The sequence below is a fragment of the Paraburkholderia bryophila genome, assembly GCF_013409255.1.
GTDB lineage: Bacteria > Pseudomonadota > Gammaproteobacteria > Burkholderiales > Burkholderiaceae > Paraburkholderia.
The window spans coordinates 1,725,198-1,751,923 of the sequence record NZ_JACCAS010000002.1; the positions used below are offsets into that span (position 1 = coordinate 1,725,198).

The window sequence follows — 26,726 nt, forward strand, 5'->3', positions numbered from 1 at the left end:
GGAGACCTTTGATATGACTGTATTCGACTATCTCTCGGCCAACTGGCCTGAGTTGCTGCAACTCACCGCGCAGCACGTGTGGCTCGTCGGCATTGCCGTGGGTTGCGCGATCGTGGTCGGCGTGCCGCTCGGCATCCTGATCAATCGTCACGAGTGGCTCGCCGCGCCTTTGCTGAGCGTCGCCACCGTGGTGCTGACCTTGCCGTCGATCGCGCTGTTCGGCTTGATGATTCCGGTGTTCTCGCGCTTCGGCCAGGGCATCGGCGCGGTGCCGGCGATCACCGCCGTGTTCCTCTATTCGCTGCTGCCGATCATGCGCAACACCTACCTCGCGCTGCGCAACGTCGACGCCGGTATCAAGGAAGCGGGCATCGGCATCGGCATGACTGTTTGGCAGCGGCAGCGGCTCGTCGATTTGCCGCTCGCGGTGCCGGTGATTCTCGGCGGCGTGCGTACGGCCGTGGTGATGAACATCGGTGTGATGACCATCGCCGCGGTGATCGGCGCGGGCGGCCTCGGCACGCTGATCATCCGCGCGATCGGCCAAAGCAACATGATGAAACTGTTGGTGGGCGCGGTGCTCGTGAGCTTGCTCGCGATCGTCGCCGACTTGCTGCTGCAGGCGTTGCAACGCCTGCTGACACCGAAGGGAGTGCAAAAGACATGATCGAACTCGATAAACTGACCAAAACGTTTACGCAGAAGGACGGCCAGCAGGTCAAGGCCGTCGACTCGGTCAGCCTCACGGTGGGCGAAGGCGAAATCTGCGTCTTTCTCGGCCCGTCGGGCTGCGGCAAGACCACCACGCTCAAGATGATCAACCGTCTGATCGCTCCGACGTCGGGCCGCGTGTTGATCAACGGCGAGGACACCTCGGGTCTGAACGAAGTCGAATTCCGCCGGCACATCGGCTATGTGATCCAGCAGATCGGCCTGTTCCCGAATATGACGATCGAAGAGAACATCACCGTCGTGCCGCGCCTGCTCGGCTGGGACAAGAAGCGTTGTCGCGAACGCGCCACCGAGTTGATGTCGATGGTGGCGCTCGATCCGAAGCAGTATTTGAAGCGCTATCCGCGTGAACTGTCGGGCGGGCAGCAGCAGCGCATCGGCGTGATTCGCGCGTTGGCCGCCGATCCGCCGGTGCTGTTGATGGACGAGCCGTTCGGCGCGGTCGACCCGATCAATCGCGAGTCGATCCAGAACGAGTTCTTCCAGATGCAGCGTCAGTTGAACAAGACGGTGATCATGGTGAGCCACGATATCGACGAAGCGATCAAGCTCGGCGATCGTGTCGCCGTATTCCGTCGCGGTCAGCTGGTGCAATACGATCATCCGGATACGTTGCTGGCGCATCCGCGCGATGAGTTCGTCGGTGCGTTCGTGGGGCAGGACAGCACGTTGAAGCGTCTCTTGCTGGTGAAAGCCGGTGACGCCGCGACTCAACCGGAAACCGCGCGCGCCGAGTTGCCGATTGCAAGCGCGTTCCAGATGATGGACGACAGCGATAGCCGCTATCTGACTATCGTCGACGAACAGCAGCAGGCGCTCGGTTATGTGACGCGCCGTGCGGCGCGCGCGGGGCAGGGCGTGTGCGGCGATCATCTGACGGCGTTCAAGGCGACGGTCCATGCGGACGAGCACCTGCGCATCGTGCTGTCGAAGATGTACCAGTTCAATTCGTCGTGGATGCCGGTGCTGGATGCGGACGGTCGTTATGTCGGCGAAGTCACGCAAGATTCGATCGCGGATTATCTGAGCTCGGGGCGCTCGCGTCGGCAGACGGGGCAGCCGGCGATCGTGTCGCCGGCGGTGGCCGCTGCGGAAGCGGCTGCTGCGGCGGGGCATGCGGTGACGGGGGCGCAGGGTTAGCGCACCACCCTCTCGCATTGCCCACCCTGCGTCGAATCAACCACCGGCCACGACGGCGACTCAACCCACCGCGTCGCAACCGTCCTAACCACGCCCGGCGCCTTTTCAAACACTTCCGCAAGCCAGTCGACAAACGCACGCACGCGCGGCGAAATCTGCCGGCTTTTCACATACGTCACCGACACCGCCACCGGCGCAGGTCTGCACTTCGGCAGGACTTCGATCAACTGACCCGAGGCGAGATACGGCGCAGCGGTCGCGCGTCCCGGCTGAATCAACCCTAAGCCTTCGAGTCCGCAAGCGAGGTGGGTGTGCTCATCGTCCACCTGGACGAAGCTGCTCACCTTCGCCTTGCTTGCGCGCGCCGCCACGCAGAAATCGAAGTCCATGCGCCGGCCGGATTGTGCCGACAACCAGCTCACCGCGACATGGCTCGACAGATCGTCGAGATGACGCGGCTCGCCGAAGCGCGCCAGATACGCCGGGCTTGCACAGGTCACGCGATCGAGCCAGCCGAGGCGTCGCACGAGCAGGCGCGAATCCGGCAAGTCGCCCAACTCGATACTGCAATCCACGCTCTCGCCGGTCAGATCCAGCGCGCGATGATTCACGCCAAGCGCCAGTTCCACATGCGGATGCAGCGCATGAAACGAGGCCAGTTCGGGCACCACGACCGACGCCGCAATCACGCCCGGCATCGCCACGCGCAACCGGCCGCGCAAGTTCTCCGGCCGATTGAATAAACCCGACTCGACCTCTTCGATCGCCGCGAGAATCTGCGCGCAGCGTTCGTAGTACGCGGCGCCTTCGGTGGTTAGCGTGACCTTGCGGGTTGTGCGCACCAACAGTTGCACGCCGAGCAGCGACTCGAGCGCCTGCACGGTGGTGGTCGCGGTGGCGCGCGGAATCTCGAGCGATTCGGCAGCGCGCGTGAAGCTGCTCGTATCGACGATGCGCACGAAAATGCGCATGGCTTGCACGCGATCTATCACGATGCTTCTCCAGTTAAACGCGGCTCGGGACGCTGACGCGTCAGACCGACCGCGAGCAGCGGCGCGACGGCAAAGAGGGCGAACAGCCACACGGCAGTGTGCTGAGCGCCAGGCAGCGCGGCCAACGTCGTGAGTCCCGCGCCGTTCGCGACGAGACCCGCGAGCGCCGAGCCGACTGCCATCGCGAAGAGTTGAATGGTGGTGATCGACAGCGACGCGAGGTTTTCCTCGCCGGGGCGCGCGGCAGTGAACACGCGTGTCAGCAGATGCGGCCAGCCGATGCCCACGCCGAGTCCGACGCTCGTCAGCGCCGCGCACAGCGCCAGGGTTCCGCCGGTGCTGTCGAACAGGTCCGGCATCGGCATCAGCCAGGCGAGCACGCCGAGTCCCAGTGCCTCGACGAGCGGTCCCGCGCGGCTCATGCGCTGCGCGACCGCGGCGGAACGTCCGGCGCTGAACATCGAGCCGACCGACCAGCCCGCCGCCATCAACGCGGTGAGATAACCGGCCGCAAGCGGCGAGCGGCCGTGAATCGTCTGCAGGAAATACGGCACGAAGATTTCGCAGGTCACGCCGATGCCGAGCAGGCTCATGCACGCATAAATGCTGCCGATGCGCGTGCGAATCGAGTACGAACCGCTCGGCAGCAGACGCGTGGTGTCGTCGTTGCGTTCGAGTCTCGCGAGTAGCCACACGAGCGCAAGACCCGCGATCACGCCGAGCGCATTCCACACCATCTGCTCAGTCAATGCAGCGAGCGAAATCACCAGCACGGAAGCGCCGAGCAACGCGGCCTTGAGCAAAGGAATCGGCGCGGCGGCTGCGCTCGAGGCGCGCTTACCGTCTACCTCGCGATGGACGATCACGGCGAGCAACAGGACGGCCGGCAACAGCACCCAGAACGCGAGACGCCAATCGCCGAGTTGCGCGAAGACGCCACCGAGCGCCGGCCCGCACAACGTGGCGACGCCCCACATGCCTGATACCAGACCCATTGCGCGAGGCCATAGACGCTCTTCGAACACGACGCGAATCAGTGCATAGCTGAGCGCGAGCAGAACTCCGCCGCCGAGACCCTGCAGCGTGCGGCCGGCAAGCATCCACGGCATGGACGGCGCACTCGCGCAGACCACGGTGCCCAGCGTGAAGACGGCCAGCGCGCTGAAATATGCGGACCGTGCGCCGAGCACGGCAAGCAGACGCATCGACAGCACCGACCCCAGGATCGATGCGACGACGAACAGCGTGGTGTTCCACGCATACAGTTCGAGCCCGCCGATGTCGTGCACGACCGACGGCAAAATCGTCGTCGCGACGTGCACGTTGGTGGCATGCAGCGCGACGCCGCCCGCGAGTCCCAAGGACCGCCAGCCATTACTCCCGGTGAGCAGATCGCTCCATGCCGGCGCGTTCGATTGCGGATTTTTCATATCGTGGACAGCCGTTCGTGGTTGACTTATTATGCAAGGATTGACTTGGATAATAATGTGGCCCGATGAGATATGCAAATGAAAGCTTGGATAATTCACCTGGCGCTGCGGCCACTGTGACGACGGCAGCGCCGGTGGATCGCATCCTGACTCTGTTGAAGACGCAGGGGGCGCTGTCTACCGCGTCGATTGCGGGTGAGCTCGGCATTACCGTCGAGGCGGCGCGTCAGCAGATTCAGAAGCTGCTGGGCGGCGGGTTGATCGAAGGGCGTCAGGCGTCGCAGGCGGGGCCGGGGCGGCCGAGTCAAAGCTGGGCGCTGACCGAGGCGGGCCACGCGCGCTTTCCGGATACGCATCCGCAATTGACCGTGCAATTGCTCGGCTCGATTCGCCAGTTGTTCGGCGAAGCCGGGCTCGACAAGCTGATCGATCAGCGTTCGGTCGAAACGCGCGCGAATTATCTGGCAGCGTTGAAGCCGATGAAAGGACTCAAGGCGCGACTCACGAAGCTGGCGGAAATTCGTAGCGCCGAAGGCTACATGGCCGAGTTGCACAAAGACGGACGCGACTGGCTGCTGCTCGAAAACCACTGCCCGATCTGCGCGGCGGCGCGGACTTGCCAGGGCTTCTGTCGCGCGGAGTTACAGCTCTTTGCGGAGATCGTCGGCGACGAGGGCGTGATTGTGCGCGAGGAGCATGTGCTGGCCGGCGCGCGGCGATGTGCGTATCGCATCACACCGGCCGCTAAATGAGCTAGGTCGGGTTAGCGCCGATCACGAATAGACGCGAACGCACGATCGGTATATAACAAGGTGCAAGGATGGCTTGTTCACCGAGGCATCAACAGTCACCAGTCAACAGGAGCGAAGTTTCATCATGACGCAAGACGTTTCGCCAAAGCCGCCCACGGGCGACCGGCCCGACCTGGAACACCTCGACGCAGCGCTCAGTCACGTGGACCAGCAGGTCTCTTCCGGCAGCATTGCATCGGGCGCCGCGAAGGGCATTCTGTATAGCCTGATCGAAACGCTCGGCGCGTTCGTCGGCGATCCGGATCTGCCGGAACACGCGCGTTCGGGTTACGAAGGGCTGCTGGAAACCGCGCGCGAATTACGCGCCAGGCTGGATCACTGAAACAAACGCGTCGCAGGATCTCGGCGACTCATCGGCCCATGAAAAAGGCGCACTGTAAAAAACAATGCGCCTTTTTTTCTGCTCTCATCACGCTTCCACGCTGTCACCGACGTCTAACGCCGCAAGCCATTCCGGCGGCGCAGACGTGAACGCCAATTGCGGCGTGCCATGCCACTCCGCACAACGTTGCAACGCACGGCGCAGATCGCCGGCAAGGCGGGCGCTCAGACGCACACCGGGTTCGATATGCAGCGACTTCAGTTCGAACACGCCCTGGGTGCGGTGCGCTTTCGCATCCATGCGGCCGACCAGACGGCCACGGCTCAGCAGTGGCAACACAAAATAGCCGTATTTGCGCTTTGCTGCCGGTGTATAGCACTCGATCGCGTAGTCGAAATCGAATAGCGCGGCGGCGCGCTTGCGGTCCCACACCACCGGATCGAATGGCGACAGCACGGTCGTCACGGTCGACGCGAGCTTGCCGTTTGCCGCGTCGTCGAGCATCGCCGCGTAATCGCGATGAACGAACGTGTCCTGCTTCCAGCCTTCCACTTGCACCGGAATCAGCTCGCCCTGATCGGCGAGCGCATGCAGTTCGTCACGATAAGGGCGACGCGGCAGGCGGTAGTAGTCGGCGACCCAGTCGGCGCGCGCTATGCCCAGCGCGCGGCAGCTGCGGCGCAACACCTGGTCGGCGACCGTGTGGGCGGGCGGCAGATCGCGTGCGTCGTCCCAATCGGGCAGCACGCGTTCGGTCAGGTCGTAAACGCGGTGAAAATTGCGTCGCTCGGCGACCATCAACTGTCCGATCGCGAACAGCACTTCCAGGTGGCGTTTCTCCGGCTTCCAGTCCCACCAGCCGTTGCCCTTGCCGGCCTCGCGCGCGAAATCCGCCGAACGTACCGCACCTGTCGCGCGGATGTGCGTGAGCAGCGCGTCGATCGCCTTGCGATGTTTTTTGTGCCACTCGGCCGCGTATTTCCAGCCCATCCCGCTCGGATCGAGCATGCGATGGCGCAGCAGGCCGTAGTCTTCGGTCGGCACGAAACAGGCCTCATGCGACCAGTATTCGAACAACTTGCCTTCGGCGAGATGCTCGTCGAGCCATTGCGGCGGGTAGGTGCCGAGCCGGCTGAACAACACGAGATAAGGGCTGCGCGCGACCACGTGGATCGTGTCGATCTGTAATTGCGCCATGCGGCGAATCGTGTCGAGCACGTCGGCTTTGACTGCCTTGCGGCGCGGTGGGGTCAGCAGGCCTTGTGCGGCCAGATGCAGCGTGCGGGCGGCGGAGAGCGGCAGAGTCTTCACGCGGGCGTCGATCAGTGAGTGACTGCGAAGGGAGCGGACGCGAGGTCCGGCCAGGATCAGCAGTCACTACTGTAACGTGAATACGGCAGACGAATCGGCGCGGGCGGTAGCGCCGCCCCAAGAGCTAGGCAAGAGGCGCTGACGAGAGACCCAAGGCGTGAACTGCTCTGGCCTCTCGCGTGCGCCTCAAGCGCCCAACGCGACCGCTTCCTCAGCCGAAGCGGCCAGCAGTTGATGGATCTGCGCGACCACGGCCGCGCCCTCGCCAACCGCCGCCGCGACCCGCTTCGTCGATCCGGCGCGGGCATCGCCGATCGCATACACGCCCTCTACCGTGGTGGCGAGATCGCAGACGGACGCTCCGTCGATGCTGGTGCCGGTGAGCACGAAGCCCTTGTCGTCGAGTTCCACGCCGCAGGTGCGCAGCCAGTCGGTATTCGGATCCGCGCCGGTGAAGAGGAACAGATGCCGCGTGTCGAAGTGATCGGTCCCGTCGGGCAAAGGCTTCTTCAGGCCGACCCGTGCGAGGCCGCTGTCGTCCGCCTCGAGGCCGCCCACCTCCGAATGCGGATGCACGAAAACATTCGGCAGCGAGCGAATACGGTCGATCAGATAGCGCGACATGGTCGCCTCGAAGCCGCTGCGCCGGATCAGCACGTGGACCTTGGCCGCGTGCGTCGCCAGATAGACGATCGCCTGGCCGGCCGAATTGCCGCCGCCCACCAGCACGATTTCCTGGCGCTTGCACAGCTTGGCCTCGACCGGCGACGCCCAGTAGTACACGCCGCGCCCATCGAAGCGATCGAGGCCTTCCAGTGCCGGCCGCCGGTACACCGCGCCGCTCGCAATCACGATGGTGCGCGAGGTGATATGGCCGCCGCACTTGAGCTCCAGCCGGTACGGCGATTCCGCGCAATTGAGCGCCTTCACGTTGACCGGAATCGCGACGTGCGCGCCGAATTTCTGCGCCTGCACGAAAGCGCGTCCCGCCAGTGCCTGCCCGGAAATTCCGGTCGGAAAACCGAGGTAGTTCTCGATCCGCGAGCTCGCGCCGGCCTGACCGCCCGGCGCCCGGCTATCGAGCACGATCACCGAAAGGCCTTCGGAGGCTGCGTACACCGCGGTCGCGAGACCGGCGGGCCCCGCGCCGACGATCGCCACGTCGTACACATGCGAGTCGTCGAGATCGGGCAGCAAGCCGAGGCAGGTGGCCAGTTCCGGCATGCTCGGATGACGCAGCACCGAGCCGTCCGGACAGATCACCAGCGGCATGTCTTCTTTCTGCGCGGCGAATTGCTCGATCAGACGCAGCGCGTCTTCATCGCGTTCGTCGATCACCGAATGAGGATGGCCATTGCGCGACAGGAAACCCTGCAGCATGACGAGCCGCGCGTCGCTGCTGTTGCCGATCAGAATCGGCCCGCCGGCGCCCTTTTCGATCAGCGACACGCGCCGCAAAATCAGCGCACGCATGATGCGCTCGCCCAGTTCGGCTTCGGCGACGATCAGCGCGCGCAACTGGTCCGGCGGAATCAGCAGCGCTTGCACGGCGCTGAGCGCCATGCCGTTGACGAGCGCGGGCCGGCCCGACAATTGACCGACTTCCGCCAGGAAATGCCCGGCGCCATGATCGGCGATTACCACTTCGCGGCCAATGCCGTCGCGCTGATACACCTTCACGCGCCCTTCCAGCACCACGAACATGCCCGGACCGGTGCGGCCGGTCTCGAACAGTAGCTCGCCGGCTTCCCAGTTGCCGATCTCGCCGAAGCGGCGCAGGCGTTCGATTTCCGCGCTGGTCAGCGAGGGAAACATCTGGTGCATGCGCGTCGCCAGATTCGAAAACGGCGCGTCGGCGACGATCGCCTGCGGTTGTCCTTCAGCTTCTTGAGTCGAAACGTCTTGAGTCGAAAGCATTGAACCGCTCCTTCGGTGTTCATTGATAGATCGAACGGAGGCGAGCGGCGCGGCGCGCCCACGGCGCCAGGGCGGATGCGCTGCCGCGCTACACGGCCTTCGGCGCGATGTCGTCGACCGTGATCTCGGGCGGCGGCGTGTCGGGCAGCGCCTCGACCGGCTTACCCGAGTCGCGCCAGGCTTCCATGCCGCCGCGCAACGGCAGCACGTCGGAAAAGCCGGCCTCGTTCAATTGTTTGGCCATCCATGCCGCGGAAATCTCGTTCGGGCAGGAACAGTAAATCACCAGCTTCTGATCGCGCGGATACGTGGCGACGATCTCGTCGAGCTGCCGTTCGTCCGCGAATAGCGAACCCGGAATCACGAACGGATCGAGCTTGCGCTTCTCCTGCGAACGGATATCGAACATGACTGGTGTTTTGCCCGCCGCGACGAGCGTGGCCAGCTCATCGACCTCTATACGTGCGGACGCAAGCTTGGAAATCAACTGGCGACGGCGAATCCACCGATAAGCCGCGTACAGCAACAGCAGTCCCACGGCCACCAGCGCGGCCGTGCGGCCGAGGCGCCCAGCCATGGCGAACAGCATGTCGATCTGTCTCGCGAACAAGGCGCCGATGATCAGGCCCGTGCCCGACCACAACGCGGCGCCGATGCTGTCGTAGGTGAGAAACGTGCGGTAGCGCGTGCCCATGGCGCCGGCCATTGGAATCGACACGATCGACAGGCCCGGCACGAATTTGGCCACGGCCAGCACGCGTACGCCCCAGCGGCCGAAAAAGCGCTCGGTTTTTTTCACGCAGGTATCGCGCGACAGCGAGAGCCGGCAGATCGTTTTCAGCGTGTTGCCGCCGTACATACGCCCGGCGAGGTACCAGACGCTGTCGCCGATCAGCGTGGCGAAGATCGACAGAATCAGAACCGGCGCCAATTGCGTCCCCACCGAACCCGGGTGCATGGCCGCCATGGCGCCGAACAGAACGAGCGACGGCATCGCCGGAACCGGCAGCCCGATGGAGGCCGCCAGCACGTTGACGAAGACGAGCGCCGGCCCATATTGCTCGACGAGATCATGTAGCATCGGCTTACATCCGCAGCCCTTTCGGGAGCGGCGCAGGTAGGGAAAGCAAAGGAGAATGCAGGGATTATGGACGTATTTTCGAGACGTGCAAACGTCAGGAAACGATGTCCTTAATTTCGTAGTTGAAAGCGGAGCGGTAGTGCGCCGAAAGCTTGAAAGCGCGAATGGCCGACGCGCTACGGACCCTCTGGAACGGGGTTGCGCGCTTCAGGTAGATACGGAAATAATGCCCGATTGACGTGGGCTGGGGTCACGCTCGAATCACCTAAACGGAAAGCTTGGCCGACTTGCCGTTGCGACAGGCGACAAACAGCACGCGGCAGGGCGATTAACCGCCGCTGCCGCGTGCTTGAACTTCATTGACGATGATTGTGCTGTTCGCCCGGCAGTTCGGCACCGTGCGCGCGGATCGCGGCAATCAGTTCGGCCGGCGTGATTTCGTAGCGCACTTCGCGATGTATGCCTGGCTTGCGCTCGTCGACCTCGACCAAAAGAATGCCTTTGCCGTCTTCGGTGGATTCGAGGCGCAGCGAGCGGAGTTCGCGCGCCGTTGCGTCGTCGTATTCGGTGAGCAGGGCCATTGACCCGGAGGACCCGGTAGTGCGCATCGAAGTTGTCCTTGTTCCGTTGTGTTGATCGAACCATTGTACGGGCAGGATAGCGCGCCGTCTGTCACGCCATTTCACGCCTCGCCGTTATGCCCGTCCATCTGCCAGCTTACCCGGACACCGCCGCGCGCGTTGCCTGGTGCGGCTCGCCGGGCAGTGCGTGTTGCGACGCACAGCTTGCGCAACCAGTTTAACGCGACTCTTCACTACGACGGCTGCATTTTTCGTGCCCCTGGGCGGTGCAATCGTTCTCCCTCGCTGTCACGCGGTTGACGTGCGCGCCGGTTATACGGGCGGCTCCCGTATCGCCTCACCGTTCGTCATGGTTGCGCAACGCGAAAGATCAGGGCGCACTGCCAAAAAAATAGCCCGTCCATCAATGGACGGGCTGCTAAACGCCGTTGTTACTCGGGTCAGCCGGCCCGTGCAACTAGTTGGGCGCTGACGAACACATCGTGCCCCTTCAATAGTGGACTGTCGAGGTGGGAGTAACGCCGATCTATCAGAACAATGTCGCTTCTTCCTGCGCGGCGTTGCGCTTCGCTGCGGGCGTCGAAGCAGTCGCGGCGTTCTGCGTGCGTGGCTGATGGCTGGGCGTCGCGGCGCGTTGCGCGGGCGTGGCTTCGGCGACGGTGAACAGCCGCACGGCCTCATCCAGCACGTCAGCCTGTTCCGCGAGACGTTGTGCCGTGGCCGCCGCCTGCTCGACGAGCGCGGCGTTTTGCTGGGTCGCGCCATCCAGATGCGAGACCGCCTGATTGACCTGGCGAATGCCTTCCGCCTGTTCGCTGCTCGCATTCGCGACTTCGACGATGATCGACGACACGCGGCTCACCGCCTCATCGATCACCCGCATCTGCGAGGTCGTGCGGGCAACGAGCGCAGTGCCCACGGCGACTTCGCTGGCGCTCGCCTCGACCACCGACTTGATTTCCTTCGACGACGCCGCGCAACGCTGCGCCAGCATCCGCACCTCGCCCGCGACGACCGCGAACGAGCGGCCCGATTCGCCGGCGCGCGCTGCTTCGACGGCGGCATTCAGCGCAAGGATGTTGGTCTGGAACGCGATGCCGTCGATCACGCCGGTGATGTCCGCAATCCGCCGCGACGCCGCCGTGATGCCGGCCATGGTCTGCTCGACCTGACCCGCGATCTGGCCGCCGACCGCAGCGGCCGCCTGGGCGTCCTTGGCGAGATCGAGTGCGCGCACGCTGGCGTCGGCGTTGGCTTGCACGGTGGTGGTCAGCTCTTCCATGGTGGCCGCGGTTTCTTCAAGCGAGGCCGCCTGCAATTCCGTGCGACGCGCGAGATCGACATTGCCGCTGGAGATTTCACGCGCGTTGTCGAGCATGCCGGTGATTTGCGCGCGCACGTCGAAGACGATCGCCGCGAGATTCGCCTTCAGTTGATTCAAGGCCTGCAGCACGTCGCCGAGATCGTCGTGGCGCGCGATCTCCAGATCGGCGGTCAGGTCGCCCGCGGCGAGACGCGTCGCGAAGCCCGACATGTCGCGGATCGGGGTGGCGAGCTGGTGCGTCAGCACTTGCCACAACACCACGCTGAGCGCGGCGGTGACGCCGAACGCAATCCAGAACGGCACGGGCGGCACGCCTTGCCATGCAGCGAAACCGGTCGCCAGCAGCGCGAGCGGCGTCAGCGCATAGCCGATCGCCGCGCGCGTCGCGACCGGCAGACGCATCAGCGCCTGAATCCGGCCGAGCACGCCGGTGCGTACCACCACGCCGCGGCGCAGTTTCAGGCCACGCGACTCGCCCGCGCTCATGCGGGCGTAGAGCGCGTCGGCGTCGCGCACGGCTTCGCGTTCCGGTTTCACGCGCACGCTCAGATAGCCGACGATCGCGCCTTTCTCGACCACCGGCGTGACGTTGGCATGGACCCAGTAATGGTCGCCGTTCTTGCGGCGGTTCTTGACGAGCGCGGTCCAGGGACGGCCGTCGCGGACGGTCGTCCACAGATCGGCGAACGCCTCGCGCGGCATGTCCGGATGGCGGATCAGGTTATGCGGCTGGCCGATCAGTTCTTCGCGTGTGAAACCCGAGACGGCGATAAAAGCCGGATTGCAGTACTGGATACGGCCGGTCAGATCGGTCGCGGAAACCAGCATTTGCGACGAAGGGAATTCGTACTCGTGCCCGGTAACAGGCTGATTGTTGCGCATGGCGTTCCTTGCTCGTGCTACCCGCAGACGGGTTGCGGTGCTTACGTGGTTGCAAGGTTTAACGGCAAATTAACGCGTTTCCTTGAGGGTTTTCCCAGTAAACCACTCAGGTTTATGCCGCCTGCGGCCGTTATTGCAGGGTTGTTCATGCATTTCGCGTAGCTGTCGAATACTGTCGGATGAATGCGGCGGCTTGCTTCAAAAGCGCTACACTTCGGCCGTATAACGCTTGCAGAACCCTTTGTCCGCCTCGCTACCGTGGCGGCCTGTCGGCTTGATTCACGCTACCCACGCGAGTCGATGCAGAAGATCCTCGATCGTACTCAAGAGTCACTGGCGCACGCATTTGCTTCGCTGGAGCAAAGCGCGAAGCGTCAACAGCGGGTGTACCTGGCGACGATCGCCTCGCTGATGCTGATCGTGGTCGTCTTCGCGCTCGCCCTCGCGGTAATCGGCGCGAGCAAGCAACTGGACTACCTGCATACTTACGCCGCGCAGAATGCCGCGGAGTTTTCGCTGGTGCTGCATCGCGAGGAATCGTTTCTGCGGCGCACCGAGTTCACGCTCGACTTCTACCAGACCACCACCAACGTATTGCGCGTACCCGACGCGGTCGAGGACTCGATTCGCCAGACGGGCCTCGCGCGCGGCGACATCGAGCGGATCGGCGCCGGCTTTGACGTGCTGATCGGCGAAGCAACGCGGACCGCGTGGGGCGACGCGTTGAGCACGAAACTCTGGCGCCTGTACGAAGCCGCGCAATCCACGCTGGTCACGCAGCAGGCGTTCGAACTCCGTCAACGCGCGGTATTGCTTGGGCTGAACGAAGACTACGCCGCGATTTTGCCTTCGGTCGTTCAGCCGGCCGCGAACGGCTCGCCCGCTACGCCGCCGTTGCAAGCGTCGGCAGTGGGCGCGTTGCGCGCGACCCTCCTGCACGAACTTCAGACGCAAACCGGCAAGCGGTTGCCGGGCAAGGGCGAGCGGGTCTGGCTGGGTCCGTATCGCGACCCGCTGCAAGGCGTGCCGGTGATTTCGGCGGTCAGTGCCTACTACGATGCGGACGGCAAGCCGGTCACGTTGATGGTGATCAGCATCCCGGTCGAGACGCTGCCGGCGCGTCTGCAGTGGCCCAACCGCGAAGGCGCGATGCTGTTGATGATGGCGGATTACCGCCTGATCGTGTCCTCGCCGTCGCTCGACGTGCAGAGCGTGGCCATGTTGCAGGGCATCGTGGCGCACACGCCGCCCGACACCAACCGCTATACCCGCGATGGGGTCGCTTTCTACGAGCCGCTGACGCCCGGCTTCGGCGCGCTGGTCGGCTATGTGACGTGGCGCGGGCTCGCGTCGGCGCTCGGCTGGCAACTGGCGGTGCTCGCCGTGCTCACACTGCTGATCTTGCTGGCTATCGTGCTGACCGCCCGTTTCTGGGGTTTGCGGCTGTTGCGCGTCAGCTTTGTCGAGACGTCGCGCGCATTGGAAAGCGAGACCATCAATCACATTCTGGTCAGCGCAACGCCGATCGGTTTGTGCATCGTCCGGCAGAGCGATCATTCGATTCTGACCGCGAATGCGTTGGCCAAAGAACTGCTGCATATCGAGCCGGGCGGCGAGCGCTTGCCGTCGCATATCGTCGACGAGTTTCACGCGCAAGCGCCGGATCAACCCTCCGCCAACGCGTTTGCGAAAATTGCCGCGTTCGTCGTGCCGGCCTTGCCCGCGCAGGTCACGCAGGCCACGCAGTCTGGGCAAACGCCACCGCCGCTTCCACCGCTGCCCGCCGCGCATCCGGACGATCGCGACGCCGCGCCCGGCCGGTTCCTCCAGGTCACGTACGCACCGGCCCGTTACGACGAGCAGGACGTGCTGTTCTGCGCGATTCTCGATGTCACCGCGCAATATGAGCTCGAACAGCAGTTGCGGCTGGCGCAGCAAACGTCGGAAAACATGATGCGGGCGCGCTCGAATTTTTTCGCGTCGATGAGCCACGAAATCCGCACCCCGTTGAATGCGCTGCTCGGCAATCTCGAACTCTTCGCGCGAACGCCGGGACTCGACGCCCATACCCAGCGGCTCGCGACCCTGGGCGTGGCGGCGAATGCGCTGCGTGGCATCGTCAACGATATCCTCGATTTTTCGAAGATCGATGCCGGCGAGATGCGGCTCGCCGCCGAGTTGTTCCGTCCGGTGGACGACCTGGAAAACATCGCGCTTTCGTATGCGCCGATGAAGGCGGACCGGCCGATCCGCTTCTACTCGCATCTGTCGCCAACGCTCGACCAGCCGCTGCGCGGCGATCGCACGCGCATTGCGCAGATCGTGAACAACCTGCTGAGCAACGCGTTCAAGTTCACGTCGTGCGGCAAGATCACGTTGAGCGCGGAGATCAACGACGACCCGCAGGGCAACCCCGTTCTCATCTGCCGGGTCGTTGATTCGGGGATCGGTATGGATCAGGCGCTGGTGGCGCGCGTTTTCAATCCGTTCGTGCAAGGCGAGGCGAGCACGTCGAGCCGCTACGGCGGTACGGGCCTCGGGTTATCGATCTGCGCGCGGCTGTGCGAGTTGATGGGGGGCCATATTTCGGTCGAAAGCGTGGCGGGCGTCGGAAGTGCATTCAGTGTCGCGATTCCGCTTGCTCTGCCGCCGGAAGAGTCGCGCACGGCGGCCGTCGAAGCGCCGCGCCGTGGCCATGCGCTGGTGTTGTGTCAGGAGCGCGAGTCGGGACAATTGCTTGAAACTGGCCTGCAACGGAGGGGCTGGAGCGTGCATGCCGAAACGTCGATGCGCGGCGCGCAAGTGTGGCTGCGAGTGAATCGCCCGGATGTGCTGGTGGTGACCGGCGAATACGATCTCGATGCGGTGACTGAATTACGTGAGGCGCAGGCAATCGGGACGGTGTGGATCACGTACAGCGGTCCGCATACGCCGGCTTCGCGCGGTGACGGCATCTTCGAAGTCAGCGAATTCAGCCGCAAGGCGGTGCTGTCCGCGATCGATCTCGCGACTGGCGCCGCGAATGCGCACAACGCCGTTGCGGCGCCGCCCGTCGAGCCCGCTGTCGCGTTGCCTCAGGAAGTTCCTGCCGCGTTGCAGGGGCTGAGCGTGCTGGTCGCTGAAGACAATCCGTTGATTCAAAGCCTGATCGTCGAGCAACTCGCTACGCTGGGCTGTTTGCCGACCATCGCCGGGGACGGTCGGCAAGCGCTGGCGGCCGTTCATCAGGCTCAATTCGACGTGCTGCTGAGCGACATTCATATGCCGGTGATGGACGGATACGAGTTGCTGGCGCGCGTGCGCAAGTCGCATCCGGATCTGCCGGTGCTGGCGTTCAGCGCCGTGACCGACATGCGGGACGATGCCGCGTGGCGCGAGCGCGGCTTCGCGGGGCATGTCGCCAAACCTGCGTCATTGGGCGAACTGGAGGCGGCGTTGCTGGAGGTCGCGTCCCCGCGTTCGCATGGCGTTGAGGAGCCGGCGGCGGAGACCGGCGCGAGCGCTGCGCCAGTGTCTACCCTCAGCGCGGACGATAAAGCGCGCTACAACGCCATGCTCAGAACGCATCTGCAAAGCGAACTGCCGAGGCTGATGGCGATTGTCGAAGAAGAGGATCGGGAGGCGCTGGGCGGCTGGGCGCATAGCGCGGGCGGCGCGCTCCTGATCGTGCAGGAGGCCGCCTTCGCGCAGCAATGCCGCGAGTTGCAGCAGCTATGCCGCGGCAGCGAACGGTGGACGGTTGAAATGGACGAACGCGCCATCTCGTTGCACGACGCGTTGATCGATCACTTCGACCTGGACGAACAGTCGATGCATTGAATTGACGGCTAGCGTTGCGTTGTTCTGCGTTGGCGCGCATCGCTCCGCTCGCTCACCTGCCCGGCCGCCCGCTATGAGAATTAGCCCGGCCCCGGTCGTTTCGCAATGAAGTCGATCTCGACCAGCGCATCGCGCGCAAGCGCGGTGACGCCGATACAGGTTCGGGCCGGCAGCGCGGTCGCGGGAAAGTAAGCGCGGTAGACAGCATTCATCGACGCGTAGTCGCGCTTGAACTCGGTCAGAAAGAGGCGCGCGGCGACGACGTGTTGCAGGCCGAGGCCAACGCCCTGGAGGACCAGCACCAGGTTGTCCATGACGCGCTGCGTTTGCGCGACGACGCCCTCGGGTAAGGGCGCGTTGTCGTCGGTGGGCGAGGTCGGCATCTGGCCGGTCACGAAGACCCAGCCGTCGGCTTCGGTCGCCGTTGCCCATGACCGGAAAGCGTTCCGGTTTAAACCAACCCAGTCGCGTAATACACCCCGATCACGAAGAACACCGCCATCGTCTTGATCACCGTCACCGCGAAAATGTCGCGATACGACTGACGGTGCGTCAAACCCGTCACCGCCAGCAGCGTAATCACCGCGCCGTTATGCGGCAGCGTGTCCATGCCGCCGCTCGCCATGGCGACGACCCGGTGCAGCACTTCCATCGGAATTTGCGCGGCCTCCGCGCCTTTGATGAACGTGTCGGACATGGCAGCCAGCGCGATGCTCATACCGCCCGACGCCGAACCCGTAATACCCGCCAGCGAGCTCACCGACACCGCTGCATTGACGAGCGGATTAGGAATGCTCTTCAGCGCGTTGCTGACCACCAGAAAACCCGGCAATGCGGCGATCACGCCGCCAAAGCCATACTCCGACGCGGTATTCAACGAGGCCAGCAGTGCGCCTGCCACCGCAGCCTTGGTGCCGACCGCAAAGCGTTCGCGCACACGGCCGAACGCCGTGATTACGACCATCACGATGCCGAGTAGCAGTGCGCCTTCCACGGCCCAGATCGCGACCACGCTCTTGATCGTCGTGGTGACCGGTGCATGGATGCCCGGCAGAATGTCCGGCGCCACCGTGTACGTCGCGCCGTACCAGTTCGGAATCCAGCGGGTCAGCAGAAAGTTCGCAACGCCCACCAGCACCAGCGGCGCCACAGCCAGCAGCGGATGCGGCAGTTGTTTCGATTCGACGCGTTCCGGTTCGTTGACGAGATTCGTGCCGTAGCCTTCGCCGGTAGCCATTGCCGCGCGGCGGCGCCATTCCAGATACGTCAGGCCGACCACGATGATGAACAGCGAACCGATCACGCCGAGCGCGGGCGCGGCCCACGAAGTCGTCTTGAAGAACGTGGTCGGGATGATGTTCTGGATCTGCGGCGTACCGGGCAGCGAGTCCATGGTGAACGAGAACGCGCCGAGCGCGATGGCGCCGGGCATCAGGCGCTTCGGAATATTGCTTTGACGGTACAGCTCGGCGGCGAACGGATAGACCGCGAACACCACCACGAACAGCGACACGCCGCCGTAGGTGAGCAGCGCGCACACCGCGACGATCACCGCATTGGCGCGCGAGCGGCCGATATAGCGAATGGCCGCGGCCACGATCGACTCCGAGAAACCGGACAGTTCGATCACCTTGCCGAACACGGCGCCGAGCAGAAACACCGGGAAGTAGAGCTTCACGAAGCCGACCATCTTCTCCATGAAGATGCCGGTGAAGACCGGCGCGACCGCGGACGGATCGGTCAGCAGCACGGCGCCGAGCGCGGCGATCGGCGCAAACAAGATGACGCTGTAGCCGCGATACGCGGCGAACATCAGGAACGCCAATGCGGCGAGGACGATGACAAAGGACATTGAGTCTCCAAAGCTTGGTTGTTCTACGTGGTCGCCGTCCCGACGACGCGACGGCACGGCCGCCCGCAAACGCAGGTTCCGTGCCATCCGCGGCATAACGGCTAGCCCATTGATTTCGCAGGCCGAAGTTCGAAACGTGATGCGGCCGATTGTACCCAAACGTCTCTAAAACGGGACGCAATTCAACAGAAGATACGTCAAACCGAGGTTAAACCCTTATCTGGCAAGCTTGCTGGCGATCTCCTCGATGAGATAAGCTTGTCTACGAAATGAGAAAACATAACTAGAACGATAGCCGGAGACAGCGACAACATGATGAACGACTGGGCGGGCCTTCCTGCTACCTACGGCGATGTACTGCGCCGGGCGATGGACTCGCTGTTCCGCACCTTCGAAAATTTCAGCGAAGGCACGTTCATTGTCGACGCCGAGGCGCGCGTCGTCTGGATCAACAAGCGCTACGCGGCCCGGTTCGGTTTCTCGGACCCGCAACAGGCGATCGGCCGCGACTGCGAAGCGGTGATTCCCAACAGCCTGATGCGCGAGGTCGTGAAGACCGGCAAACCGATTCTGCTCGATATTCTGGAAACGGACCGCGAGCCGCTCGTCGTCACGCGTTTGCCGCTCAAGGACGACGCGGGGAACACGGTCGGCGCGGTGGGTTTTGCGCTGTTCGATGAGCTGAAGGCGCTGACGCCGCTCTTTTCCCATTACTCGCGCGTGCAGCAGGAATTGATCGCGACGCGTCAGTCGCTGGCTCAGGCGCGGCGCGCCAAATATACGTTCGGCAGTTTTGTGGGCACGAGCGCGGCCAGTCTCGAGGTAAAACGCCAGGCGCGCCGCGCGGCGCAACTCGAGTCGCCGGTGCTGTTGCTCGGTGAGACCGGCACCGGCAAGGAGTTGCTTGCGCATGCGATTCATGGCGGCTCGGCGCGCGCGAATCAGCCGCTCGTGACCGTCAACGTCGCGGCGATTCCCGATACCTTGCTTGAGGTCGAGTTCTTCGGCGCCGCGCCGGGCGCGTACACCGGCGCGGACCGTAAAGGGCGGGTCGGCAAGTTCGAACTTGCGAACGGCGGCACGCTGTTTCTCGATGAAATCGGCGATATGCCGCCGCCCTTGCAAGGCAAGCTGCTTCGCGTGTTGCAGGACAAGGAGTTCGAACCGCTCGGCTCGAACCGGATTGTTCGCGCCGACGTGCGGATCATTGCCGCGACGTCGGCCGACTTGCCCGCCCTGGTCGCGGCGGGACGCTTTCGCGCCGACCTGTTTTACCGGCTGAACGTGCTGACGATCCAGGCGCCGCCGTTGCGCGAACGCGCGTCTGACATCGAGGCGCTGGCCTACGCGATGCTCGAGGATCTGTCGACGCAAGCACGCGGCGGCAGTCATTTCGAATTGCAGGACGACGCGTTGCGGCTGCTGTGTTCCTATGGATGGCCGGGCAATGTGCGCGAGTTGCGCAATACGCTGGAGCGGGCCGTGATGCTGTCCGACAGCGAGCGGATCGATGCGCGGGCGCTCGCGCCGTTGATCGACATGGCGCACGGCGTCGGTGTGGGTGTGGGCATGGGCATGGTCGTCGGCACGGCTTCGGCGACTCACGCGTCAGGGACGCCGGCCGGCGTCGCTGAACCTACGTCATGGAGCGACGCGATGGCGGCGTTCGAGAAGCGCTTTCTGAGCGATGCATTGCGCGCCAACGGTGGGCGCGTGATCGACACGGCCGCGCAAATCGGCATGGGCCGCGCAACGCTCTACAAGAAGATCGCGGCGTACGGTATCGACGCGTAACGAAACCCGCTCATATCGAGCGACGCAGCGTAATAGTCGCGTGGCACAATCGCGTGATCGAAAAACAAGACGTGATCGGGGTTTCAAATGAAACGCAGTCTCTCCTTCTTTGCGCGCCGGACCTGCGCCGTCGCGGCGGTGGGCGCCGTCGCCGTATTGAGCGGTTGCAGCAGCAGCGCACCGCTGTTCTTGCCGGACGGCCGCGCCACCACGCTGGTTCAATGTCCGGTCGGCTCCGACTCTTGCGCGCAGCAAGCTAACGCAAGCTGCGGCGGCGCGTTCGACGTGGTGCGCCAGTCCAGCGAAAACGGCACGCTCAGCCTGATCTACGCCTGCCGCCCCAAATGACGTGGCGCCAGCGCAAAGCTGGCGCGGTCTGATCGATCCGTTTCTCTGATGCTCCGCGTGCCGTCATTCCACGAACGCGGCGCCTCTGTCTCACAGCTTTCATTTTCGCTCGTCACACTCAACCGGCCGGGGAGTCAATTTCTCGGCATCTCCGTATTAAATGCATAGTGGTCGGTAATGTTCTATCCGTGACAGGTAATCGTTTCTGCGGAAAGTAATCATATGAAAATCTTAAGCGCCATTTTTTCTGATTATTTTGCTTCCCACTATCGTCGTGTAATTGCAAGCCCCTATTTTCTCGTCTGTGAACCGAGTCGGTGCGGCACCTAACGGAACGCGAAGTTTGTCAGCAGTACGCTTTCCCCTGCGCTTTGTGATTAAGGCGCTATGCAGATTTTGCTGATTTTTTATTCACAGCGGAGTGCGCACAGAATAATTTTCCGTAAGGGTTAACGGTGGTAGGCCACCTGCGGCACGCTTTATGCTTTGAAAATTGCTTCGAAATGAGTTCAATGAGTATTCCGGGGAAAAGCAATGGATCATCACCAACTCGAAAAAGATATTGAGCATCTTGAGCACGTCATCTCACACATCTCTGCCGAAGACCGCATTCCGCTGTCCTACTGGCGTGGCCGCATCGATTCGGTGTCCGGCGCGGTGCGGATGCCCGCCCAGGCCAGCCGCGTCAAACGTCTCAATGCCGCGCTCTCGGAGCTCGAGCAGCGGCAAAAAGTCTGACGCGTCGCCCCAGTGGACGAACGATGTGTCACGCCCAAATCGGGTAACGTTTTCTGAAAAACGTGGTAACGGTCATTATTTCCGAATAAGCCGACGCGTTATCTTTTATCCGACTTGCGTCATGTCCGGCGTTACGATTGCACGGGTTTTCCAGTGTCGATCGTCGACGATCGGACGTCGCACGGGCGGGTGAAACATAAATGGGCGAATGCGTCCTCCACTGATTCAGGATAAACATGCAACCAGCAGGACTTTCAGCGACGCGACTGACGGCGCTGACGAATGCCATGCAAGGCTACGTGGAACGCGGCGAAGTGGCGGGTGTGGTGTCGATGGTTTGGCGGCGTGGTGAAATCGGTTATTTCGAGCCACTGGGCTGGCGCGATGAAGCCGCGCAATTGCCCATGGAACGCGACACGTTATTTCGCATTGCGTCGATGACCAAGCCGGTCACGAGCGCCGCGATTCTGATGCTGATCGAAGAAGACCGCCTCGCGCTGGACACACCGATCTCGCTGTGGCTGCCCGAACTCGGCGCACCGCGCGTATTGCGCGATCTCACCGGCCCGCTCGACGAAACCGATCCGGCCAAGGCGCCGCTTACCGTGCTCGATCTGTTGACGCATCGCGCCGGCTTCGCCTATCACTTCACCGCGACCGGGCCGCTGGCGGAAGCGTATGCGGCCGCGTTCAACGGCTTCGAAGCGCACGGCGACGCCGGCGCGTGGCTCACCCGCATCGCGGCCTTGCCGTTGATGTTCCAGCCGGGCTCGCGCTGGCACTACGGCGTTGCGACCGACGTCCTCGGCGTGCTGATCGAACGTGTGAGCGGCATGTCGCTCGGCGAGTTCTTCCGCACGCGGATTTTCGAGCCGCTCGGCATGCGCGATACCGCGTTCTGGGTGCCCGACTCGCAGCTCGCCCGACTGGCGACCGCTTATGGCGTCGAGCCGGGCACGCGGCAGCGCGTGGTCGAAGATCATCCGTCGGCGAGCCGTTGGGCGAATCCTGGCCGCTTCCAGAGCGGCGGCGGTGGTCTCGTGTCGACGGCTGCCGATTATTTGCAGTTCGCGCAACTACTGCTCGGCCGCGGACGAGTCGGCGCGACGCGCTTGCTGTCGCATCGCTCGGTCGATCTGATGCGCTCGAACTTTCTCACGCGCGACCAGCGCCGCGTGCCCGCGTTCGGCCATGTGTTGTGGGCGGGGCAGGGGTTCGGCCTGGGCTTGTCGATCGTCGACGATCCGGCGCAGCAATTGCCGCTCGGCTATCGCTCGCTCGGCTCGTTCGGCTGGCCGGGCGCGTATGGCACGAGCTGGTTTGCCGATCCGGTGGAAGACCTGATTGGCCTGATGCTGATTCAGCGGCGCGCGATCGAACCGTTCCCAATGGCACTCGACTTCGAACGCCGCGTGTACGATGCAATTGACGATTGAGTACCCCGGCTGCGTTCGCCAAGCCGTCAGCCTGGAAGGCTCACCAAGCGGGCCTCCCTGAGCGGGCCTCCCTGAGCGGGCCTCCCTATCCGGCACTTTATTCGTCTGATAGTGTCCACGAGGGGACTTCCTCAGGGGCGTCCTGCAGTTCGTCCACCCGAAACGGAGCATCCGCCATGGCCACGTACAAGCAGTTGACTGCCCAGCTCGAAAAACTCCACAAGGAAGTTGCCGTGGCCCGCGAGAAGGAAATTGCGCAGGCGATCGTCGACATCAAGCAGCAAATCGCCGACTACGATCTGACCGCCGAAGAGCTCGGTTTTACGAGCAAGCGTGTGCCGGGACGTAAAGCGGCGTCGGTCGCCAAGTATCGCAACCCGAAAACCGGCGAGACCTGGAGCGGTCGTGGCCGTTCTCCCGGCTGGCTGACGGGCAAGAATCGCGAGCGCTTTCTGATCGAAAGCTGACGCCTGGCGTTGCGTGGCGCGTGCAGGGACAGCGCATCGCGCTGTCTGAAGTGATGTTGCGCGCGGTTTTTTCCGCACCGCTGGGCAGATCCCGAAAACACTCACCTTTGACCTCGCGACGAGTTGCGGACCACGGCATTTTCTAGATAGCGCATAGCGGGCTGCGTTGTTTCGGTGAGCCTGGTTTTGTCGACTGACGCACCTTCGAGTGTGCTTGCGGCCGCTCTCCCGAGCCCGCGGACGATCCCGCCAAACCCGTGCCAGCCTTGGCTGGCGGGCATTACCAGGCGATCCGAAGAATCGGTTTCCACCCACTTCATCGCATTTCAACTCTCTTTTCAGCTTCGTGTTGCCAGTGCGTGAGCGCCGTCTCGCGTGATCACCTTTCAGGGTGATTCGGGCTTCACCGTCGCAGGTCCCGAAAACGCTCACCTTTGCGTTCGCCTCAGGCTGACGCCCGTCGTCGCGCTCCGCACAAACCCGGAGTTGAGTTCGCCTCATACCCCGCATCAAAACTCATCGTTACAGGGGCGAGGTTGCCGAACAGCACAATCGGTCATCCCTTTACCCCCCAACGGAATGACCATGAGCGTATCGACGGACAAACAACTCTTTATCGGCGAAGGATTCGAAGGCCCGGGCGTCAACCTCGCGCACATCAACGTGCTGGTCGGCCCGCGCAACGGTCCGGCGGGACAGGCCTTCGCTACCGCATTGGCGACGCCTTCTGCAGGCCACGCGCCGTTCGTCGTGATCGCGCGTCCGGGCGTGCCGACCAAACCTCTGACGCTGTATGTGAACAAGGCGCAGATCGGCAGCGACTTCCACGGCAACGCAACCTGGGGCGCTTCGCAAGCGGGCATTGCGAAGGCGGTCGCCGAGTCGCTGGAAAACGGCACGCTGCCGCCCGAAGCGGAAAACGATTGGGTGGTGGTGTCGGCGAACTGGGTCAATCCGAGTACTGACGATCTCGACGCCGTCTTCGAGAACAACTACCGCGCGTGCAAGAACGCGATTCTCGCTGCGATGAAGGGCCTGCCGCATCGCGATGAAGTATTCGCCGCAGCGCGCGAAGTGTCGAATCCGTTTTACACACCCAAACAACGTTGATCGTGTGGCGCGCCATGTAGCGCAGCCTCATACGACAGGAGACAAGCATCATGGAATACATTCGCCTCGGCCATTCCGGCCTCAAAGTTTCGCGTTTGTGCCTCGGCACGATGAACATGGGCACGCCGCAATGGAAGCCGTGGATCTTCGACGAAGCGCAAAGCGAGCCGATCGTTCGTCACGCGATCGAAGCGGGCGTGAACTTCATCGACCTGGCGGATTTCTATTCGACCGGCGTCGGTGAAGAGGTGGTGGGCCGCATTCTGAAACGGATCGCGCGTCGCGAGGAAATCGTCGTGACCACCAAAGTCGGCTATGACATGGGCGCGTATCAGAACGCCGGCGGCCATTCGCGCAAGCACATCATGGACGGCATCGACGGTTCACTGACACGCCTGGGCATGGACTACGTCGATCTCTACATGCTGCATTTCTTCGACGTCAACACGCCGGTCGAGGAAAGCATGAGCGCGATGAACGATATCGTGCGCGCCGGCAAGGCTCGCTATATCGGCGTGTCGACCATGTACACGTGGCAGTTCGCGAAGATCATGCAGGTCTGCGAGCGCAACGGCTGGCACAAACCGATCAACATGCAATTGCAGTTGAATCTGGCGTATCGCGAGGAAGAGCGCGAAATGATTCCGTATTGCCAGGATCAGGGCGTCGGCGTGTCGGTGTTCAGTCCGCTGGCGCGCGGGCTGCTGACCTGCGATCCGAACTCGACGCGCAATCAGACGGACTTCTTCACCGCGCAAATGTACGGCGACGACGCTTCGCGCGAGATCGCCGCGTCGGTGGCGCGGGTGGCCGCACGGCGTGGCGTGTCCGCCGCGCAAATCGCGCAGGCGTGGGTGCTGAATCATCACGGCGTCGCGAGCATGCTGGTCGGCGCGGATACGCCGGCGCAGTTCGATAGCGCCGTGGCCGCGCTCGGCACCACGCTCTCGGCGGATGAGCTGTTCGAACTCGAACGCAATTACACCCCGTGCGATCTGATCAACGATTACACCTCGGGACGGCGTATCGCTCGTGAGCCTCGGCTCGCGCAGGGCACATTCGTCGAGAATCTGGAGAAGGCGGCATGAACGAATTTCTGCGGACGGCGCATTACATTGGCGGCGAGTGGTACGAGAGCACCAACACCTATGCCGTACTGAATCCCGCGACCGGCGAGGTCGTCGCTCAGGTCGCGAAAGGCGGCGCGGAAGAAGCCGGGCAGGCGATCGCCGCCGCCGAGCGTGCGTTTCCCGCGTGGCGCGCATTGACCGCCAAAGAGCGCGGCGCGCGCGTCAAACGCTGGGGCGAGCTGATGCTCGAAAATCGCGACGCGCTCGCCGAACTGCTGACGCTCGAGCAAGGCAAACCGCTTGCCGAGGCGCGCGGCGAAGTCGGCTACGCGGCCAGCTTCTTCGAATGGTTCGCGGAAGAAGCCAAGCGCGCGTATGGCGACGTGATCCCGAGTCCCAATCCGAACGCGAAGATCATCGTCACGCGCGAACCGGTGGGCGTGGTCGCGGCCATCACGCCGTGGAACTTCCCGCTTGCGATGATTACGCGTAAGGCCGGTCCCGCACTGGCGGCCGGTTGCACGATGGTGCTCAAGCCGTCGGAAGAAACGCCGTTGTCCGCGTTGGCGCTCGCGGTGCTGGCGCAGAAAGCCGGCATTCCGTCGGGCGTGTTCAACGTCGTTTCGGGCGACGCGGTGGCGATTGGCGGCGCGCTCACCGAATCCGACGTGGTGCGCAAGCTCTCGTTCACCGGCTCGACGCGCGTCGGCAAACTGCTCGCGAAGCAGTCGGCGGATACGCTGAAGAAGCTGTCGCTCGAACTCGGCGGCAACGCGCCGTTCATCGTGTTCGACGACGCCGATCTCGACGCCGCCGTGCAAGGCGCGATGGCGTCGAAATTCCGTAACACCGGGCAGACCTGTGTGTGCGTCAATCGCTTCTACGTGCAGGACGGCATTTACGACGCGTTCACGCAGGCGCTGACGAACGCGGTGCGCAAGATGCGCGTCGGGAACGCGTTGCAAGGCGAGGTCGAACAAGGTCCGCTGATCAATCAGGCTGCGTTGAAGAAGGTCGAAACGCACGTCGCCGATGCGTTGCAAAAGGGCGCGAAGATTTTGACGGGCGGCAAACCGCATGCGCTCGGCGGCACGTTCTACGAGCCGACCGTTCTCGCCGACGCCTCCAGCGCGATGCTGATCGCGGCCGAAGAAACTTTCGGTCCGGTCGCGGCGTGCTTCCGCTTCAAGACCGAAGAAGAAGCCATCCACGCGGCCAACGACACACCGTTCGGCCTGTCGGCGTATTTCTACACGCGCGACCTGGCCCGGGCGTGGCGCGTCGGCGAAGCGCTGGAAAGCGGCATGGTCGGCATCAACGAGGGAATTCTGTCGACGGAAGTCGCGCCGTTCGGTGGCGTCAAACAATCGGGCCTCGGCCGCGAAGGCTCGAAGTACGGGCTCGACGAATACACCGAGTTGAAATACATGATGATGGGCGGCCTCGGGCGCTGAGCGGAAAATCTGCGCGTCTCGCCACGCGCATGCCGGAAAAATGCCGCGGAAAACACGCGGCGTAACCTGGCACAACCGGGCGTGGCCGGCAAGACGCCGGTCGCGCCCGGTCAT

At 63.5% G+C, this 26,726-nt stretch carries 21 protein-coding genes and 1 pseudogene; 13 read left to right on the forward strand and 9 right to left on the reverse strand.

Going from position 1 to position 26,726, the window contains the following annotated elements; all coding sequences use genetic code 11:
• Positions 1 to 13 precede the first annotated feature (13 nt).
• Positions 14 to 667 carry an ABC transporter permease gene (locus GGD40_RS28840; protein WP_179745956.1) on the forward strand — a complete coding sequence of 218 codons (654 nt, stop codon included), beginning with the start codon at positions 14 to 16 and terminating at the stop codon, positions 665 to 667.
• A complete protein-coding gene (locus GGD40_RS28845; protein WP_179745957.1) occupies positions 664 to 1,872 on the forward strand; it encodes an osmoprotectant ABC transporter ATP-binding protein OsmV in 1,209 nt (402 codons plus the stop codon). The genes GGD40_RS28840 and GGD40_RS28845 overlap by 4 nt, the downstream gene beginning before the upstream one ends.
• Here the strand turns inward: GGD40_RS28845 and GGD40_RS28850 are convergent.
• Both GGD40_RS28850 and GGD40_RS28855 read right to left on the reverse strand, forming a co-directional pair.
• Positions 1,869 to 2,864 carry a LysR family transcriptional regulator gene (locus GGD40_RS28850; RefSeq protein WP_179745958.1) on the reverse strand — a complete coding sequence of 332 codons (996 nt, stop codon included), beginning with the start codon at positions 2,862 to 2,864 and terminating at the stop codon, positions 1,869 to 1,871. The two genes, GGD40_RS28845 and GGD40_RS28850, sit on opposite strands and share 4 nt — an antisense overlap.
• On the reverse strand, positions 2,861 to 4,294 hold the full coding sequence (locus tag GGD40_RS28855) for an MFS transporter (RefSeq protein ID WP_179745959.1): 1,434 nt from the start codon (positions 4,292 to 4,294) through the stop codon (positions 2,861 to 2,863). Before GGD40_RS28855 ends, GGD40_RS28850 begins: the two co-directional genes overlap by 4 nt.
• An 86-nt stretch (positions 4,295 to 4,380) precedes the next feature.
• Between GGD40_RS28855 and GGD40_RS28860 the strand changes: the two genes are divergently transcribed.
• Complete coding sequence (locus tag GGD40_RS28860; protein WP_218901337.1) at positions 4,381 to 5,046, forward strand: helix-turn-helix transcriptional regulator; 666 nt, start codon at positions 4,381 to 4,383, stop codon at positions 5,044 to 5,046.
• A gap of 124 nt (positions 5,047 to 5,170) precedes the next feature.
• Positions 5,171 to 5,428: a hypothetical protein gene (locus GGD40_RS28865; RefSeq protein ID WP_179711098.1), complete on the forward strand. Its 258-nt coding sequence runs from the start codon at positions 5,171 to 5,173 to the stop codon at positions 5,426 to 5,428.
• Positions 5,429 to 5,515: 87 nt separating this feature from the next.
• Here the strand turns inward: GGD40_RS28865 and GGD40_RS28870 are convergent, their stop codons facing one another.
• The 5 genes from GGD40_RS28870 to GGD40_RS28890 all read right to left on the reverse strand — a co-directional run bounded on the left by GGD40_RS28870 (position 5,516) and on the right by GGD40_RS28890 (position 12,524).
• Positions 5,516 to 6,739, reverse strand: coding sequence for a winged helix-turn-helix domain-containing protein (locus tag GGD40_RS28870; RefSeq protein ID WP_179745960.1), 1,224 nt, complete (start codon positions 6,737 to 6,739; stop codon positions 5,516 to 5,518).
• A gap of 186 nt (positions 6,740 to 6,925) precedes the next feature.
• The gene (locus GGD40_RS28875) at positions 6,926 to 8,656 is read right to left on the reverse strand and encodes an FAD-dependent oxidoreductase (RefSeq protein WP_179711095.1); all 1,731 of its coding nucleotides are present in this window, start codon (positions 8,654 to 8,656) and stop codon (positions 6,926 to 6,928) included.
• Between the two features lie 88 nt (positions 8,657 to 8,744).
• Positions 8,745 to 9,737 (reverse strand): DedA family protein/thiosulfate sulfurtransferase GlpE, encoded by a 993-nt coding sequence (locus GGD40_RS28880; protein WP_179711093.1) that lies wholly within the window; start codon positions 9,735 to 9,737, stop codon positions 8,745 to 8,747.
• A gap of 356 nt (positions 9,738 to 10,093) precedes the next feature.
• Entirely contained in the window at positions 10,094 to 10,345 is a 252-nt protein-coding gene (locus GGD40_RS28885; protein ID WP_035560791.1) for a hypothetical protein, read from the reverse strand.
• A 502-nt stretch (positions 10,346 to 10,847) separates the two neighbouring features.
• Positions 10,848 to 12,524, reverse strand: coding sequence for a methyl-accepting chemotaxis protein (locus tag GGD40_RS28890; RefSeq protein WP_179745961.1), 1,677 nt, complete (start codon positions 12,522 to 12,524; stop codon positions 10,848 to 10,850).
• Positions 12,525 to 12,824: 300 nt separating this feature from the next.
• Here GGD40_RS28890 and GGD40_RS28895 point away from each other — a divergent pair, with 300 nt between their 5' ends.
• A complete protein-coding gene (locus GGD40_RS28895) occupies positions 12,825 to 16,343 on the forward strand; it encodes an ATP-binding protein (RefSeq protein WP_179745962.1) in 3,519 nt (1,172 codons plus the stop codon).
• 80 nt (positions 16,344 to 16,423) lie between these two features.
• On the opposite strand, the pseudogene GGD40_RS28900 reads toward GGD40_RS28895, so the two are convergent.
• Together GGD40_RS28900 and GGD40_RS28905 are read right to left on the reverse strand one after the other, a co-directional pair.
• Positions 16,424 to 16,765 (reverse strand): annotated as a pseudogene (locus GGD40_RS28900) (RidA family protein); the annotation flags it as partial.
• A gap of 29 nt (positions 16,766 to 16,794) precedes the next feature.
• Positions 16,795 to 18,195, reverse strand: a complete 1,401-nt coding sequence (locus GGD40_RS28905; protein WP_179745963.1) for a GntP family permease — start codon at positions 18,193 to 18,195, stop codon at positions 16,795 to 16,797.
• Between the two features lie 312 nt (positions 18,196 to 18,507).
• Here GGD40_RS28905 and GGD40_RS28910 point away from each other — a divergent pair, with 312 nt between their 5' ends.
• The 8 genes from GGD40_RS28910 (at position 18,508) to GGD40_RS28945 (ending at position 26,612) form a co-directional block, all read left to right on the forward strand.
• Positions 18,508 to 19,989, forward strand: coding sequence for a sigma-54 interaction domain-containing protein (locus tag GGD40_RS28910; RefSeq protein ID WP_179745964.1), 1,482 nt, complete (start codon positions 18,508 to 18,510; stop codon positions 19,987 to 19,989).
• Positions 19,990 to 20,076: 87 nt separating this feature from the next.
• The gene (locus GGD40_RS28915; protein WP_179711087.1) at positions 20,077 to 20,337 is read left to right on the forward strand and encodes a hypothetical protein; all 261 of its coding nucleotides are present in this window, start codon (positions 20,077 to 20,079) and stop codon (positions 20,335 to 20,337) included.
• Between the two features lie 534 nt (positions 20,338 to 20,871).
• Positions 20,872 to 21,075, forward strand: a complete 204-nt coding sequence (locus GGD40_RS28920) for a hypothetical protein (protein ID WP_179711085.1) — start codon at positions 20,872 to 20,874, stop codon at positions 21,073 to 21,075.
• Between the two features lie 236 nt (positions 21,076 to 21,311).
• Positions 21,312 to 22,511, forward strand: a complete 1,200-nt coding sequence (locus tag GGD40_RS28925; RefSeq protein ID WP_179745965.1) for a serine hydrolase domain-containing protein — start codon at positions 21,312 to 21,314, stop codon at positions 22,509 to 22,511.
• A 176-nt stretch (positions 22,512 to 22,687) separates the two neighbouring features.
• Entirely contained in the window at positions 22,688 to 22,978 is a 291-nt protein-coding gene (locus GGD40_RS28930) for an H-NS histone family protein (RefSeq protein ID WP_179745966.1), read from the forward strand.
• A gap of 585 nt (positions 22,979 to 23,563) precedes the next feature.
• Positions 23,564 to 24,088: a formaldehyde-activating enzyme gene (gene fae, locus GGD40_RS28935; RefSeq protein ID WP_179711079.1), complete on the forward strand. Its 525-nt coding sequence runs from the start codon at positions 23,564 to 23,566 to the stop codon at positions 24,086 to 24,088.
• 50 nt (positions 24,089 to 24,138) lie between these two features.
• Positions 24,139 to 25,176 (forward strand): aldo/keto reductase, encoded by a 1,038-nt coding sequence (locus GGD40_RS28940; RefSeq protein ID WP_179745967.1) that lies wholly within the window; start codon positions 24,139 to 24,141, stop codon positions 25,174 to 25,176.
• Positions 25,173 to 26,612, forward strand: coding sequence for an NAD-dependent succinate-semialdehyde dehydrogenase (locus GGD40_RS28945; RefSeq protein ID WP_179745968.1), 1,440 nt, complete (start codon positions 25,173 to 25,175; stop codon positions 26,610 to 26,612). The genes GGD40_RS28940 and GGD40_RS28945 overlap by 4 nt, the downstream gene beginning before the upstream one ends.
• Positions 26,613 to 26,726: the final 114 nt, after the last annotated feature.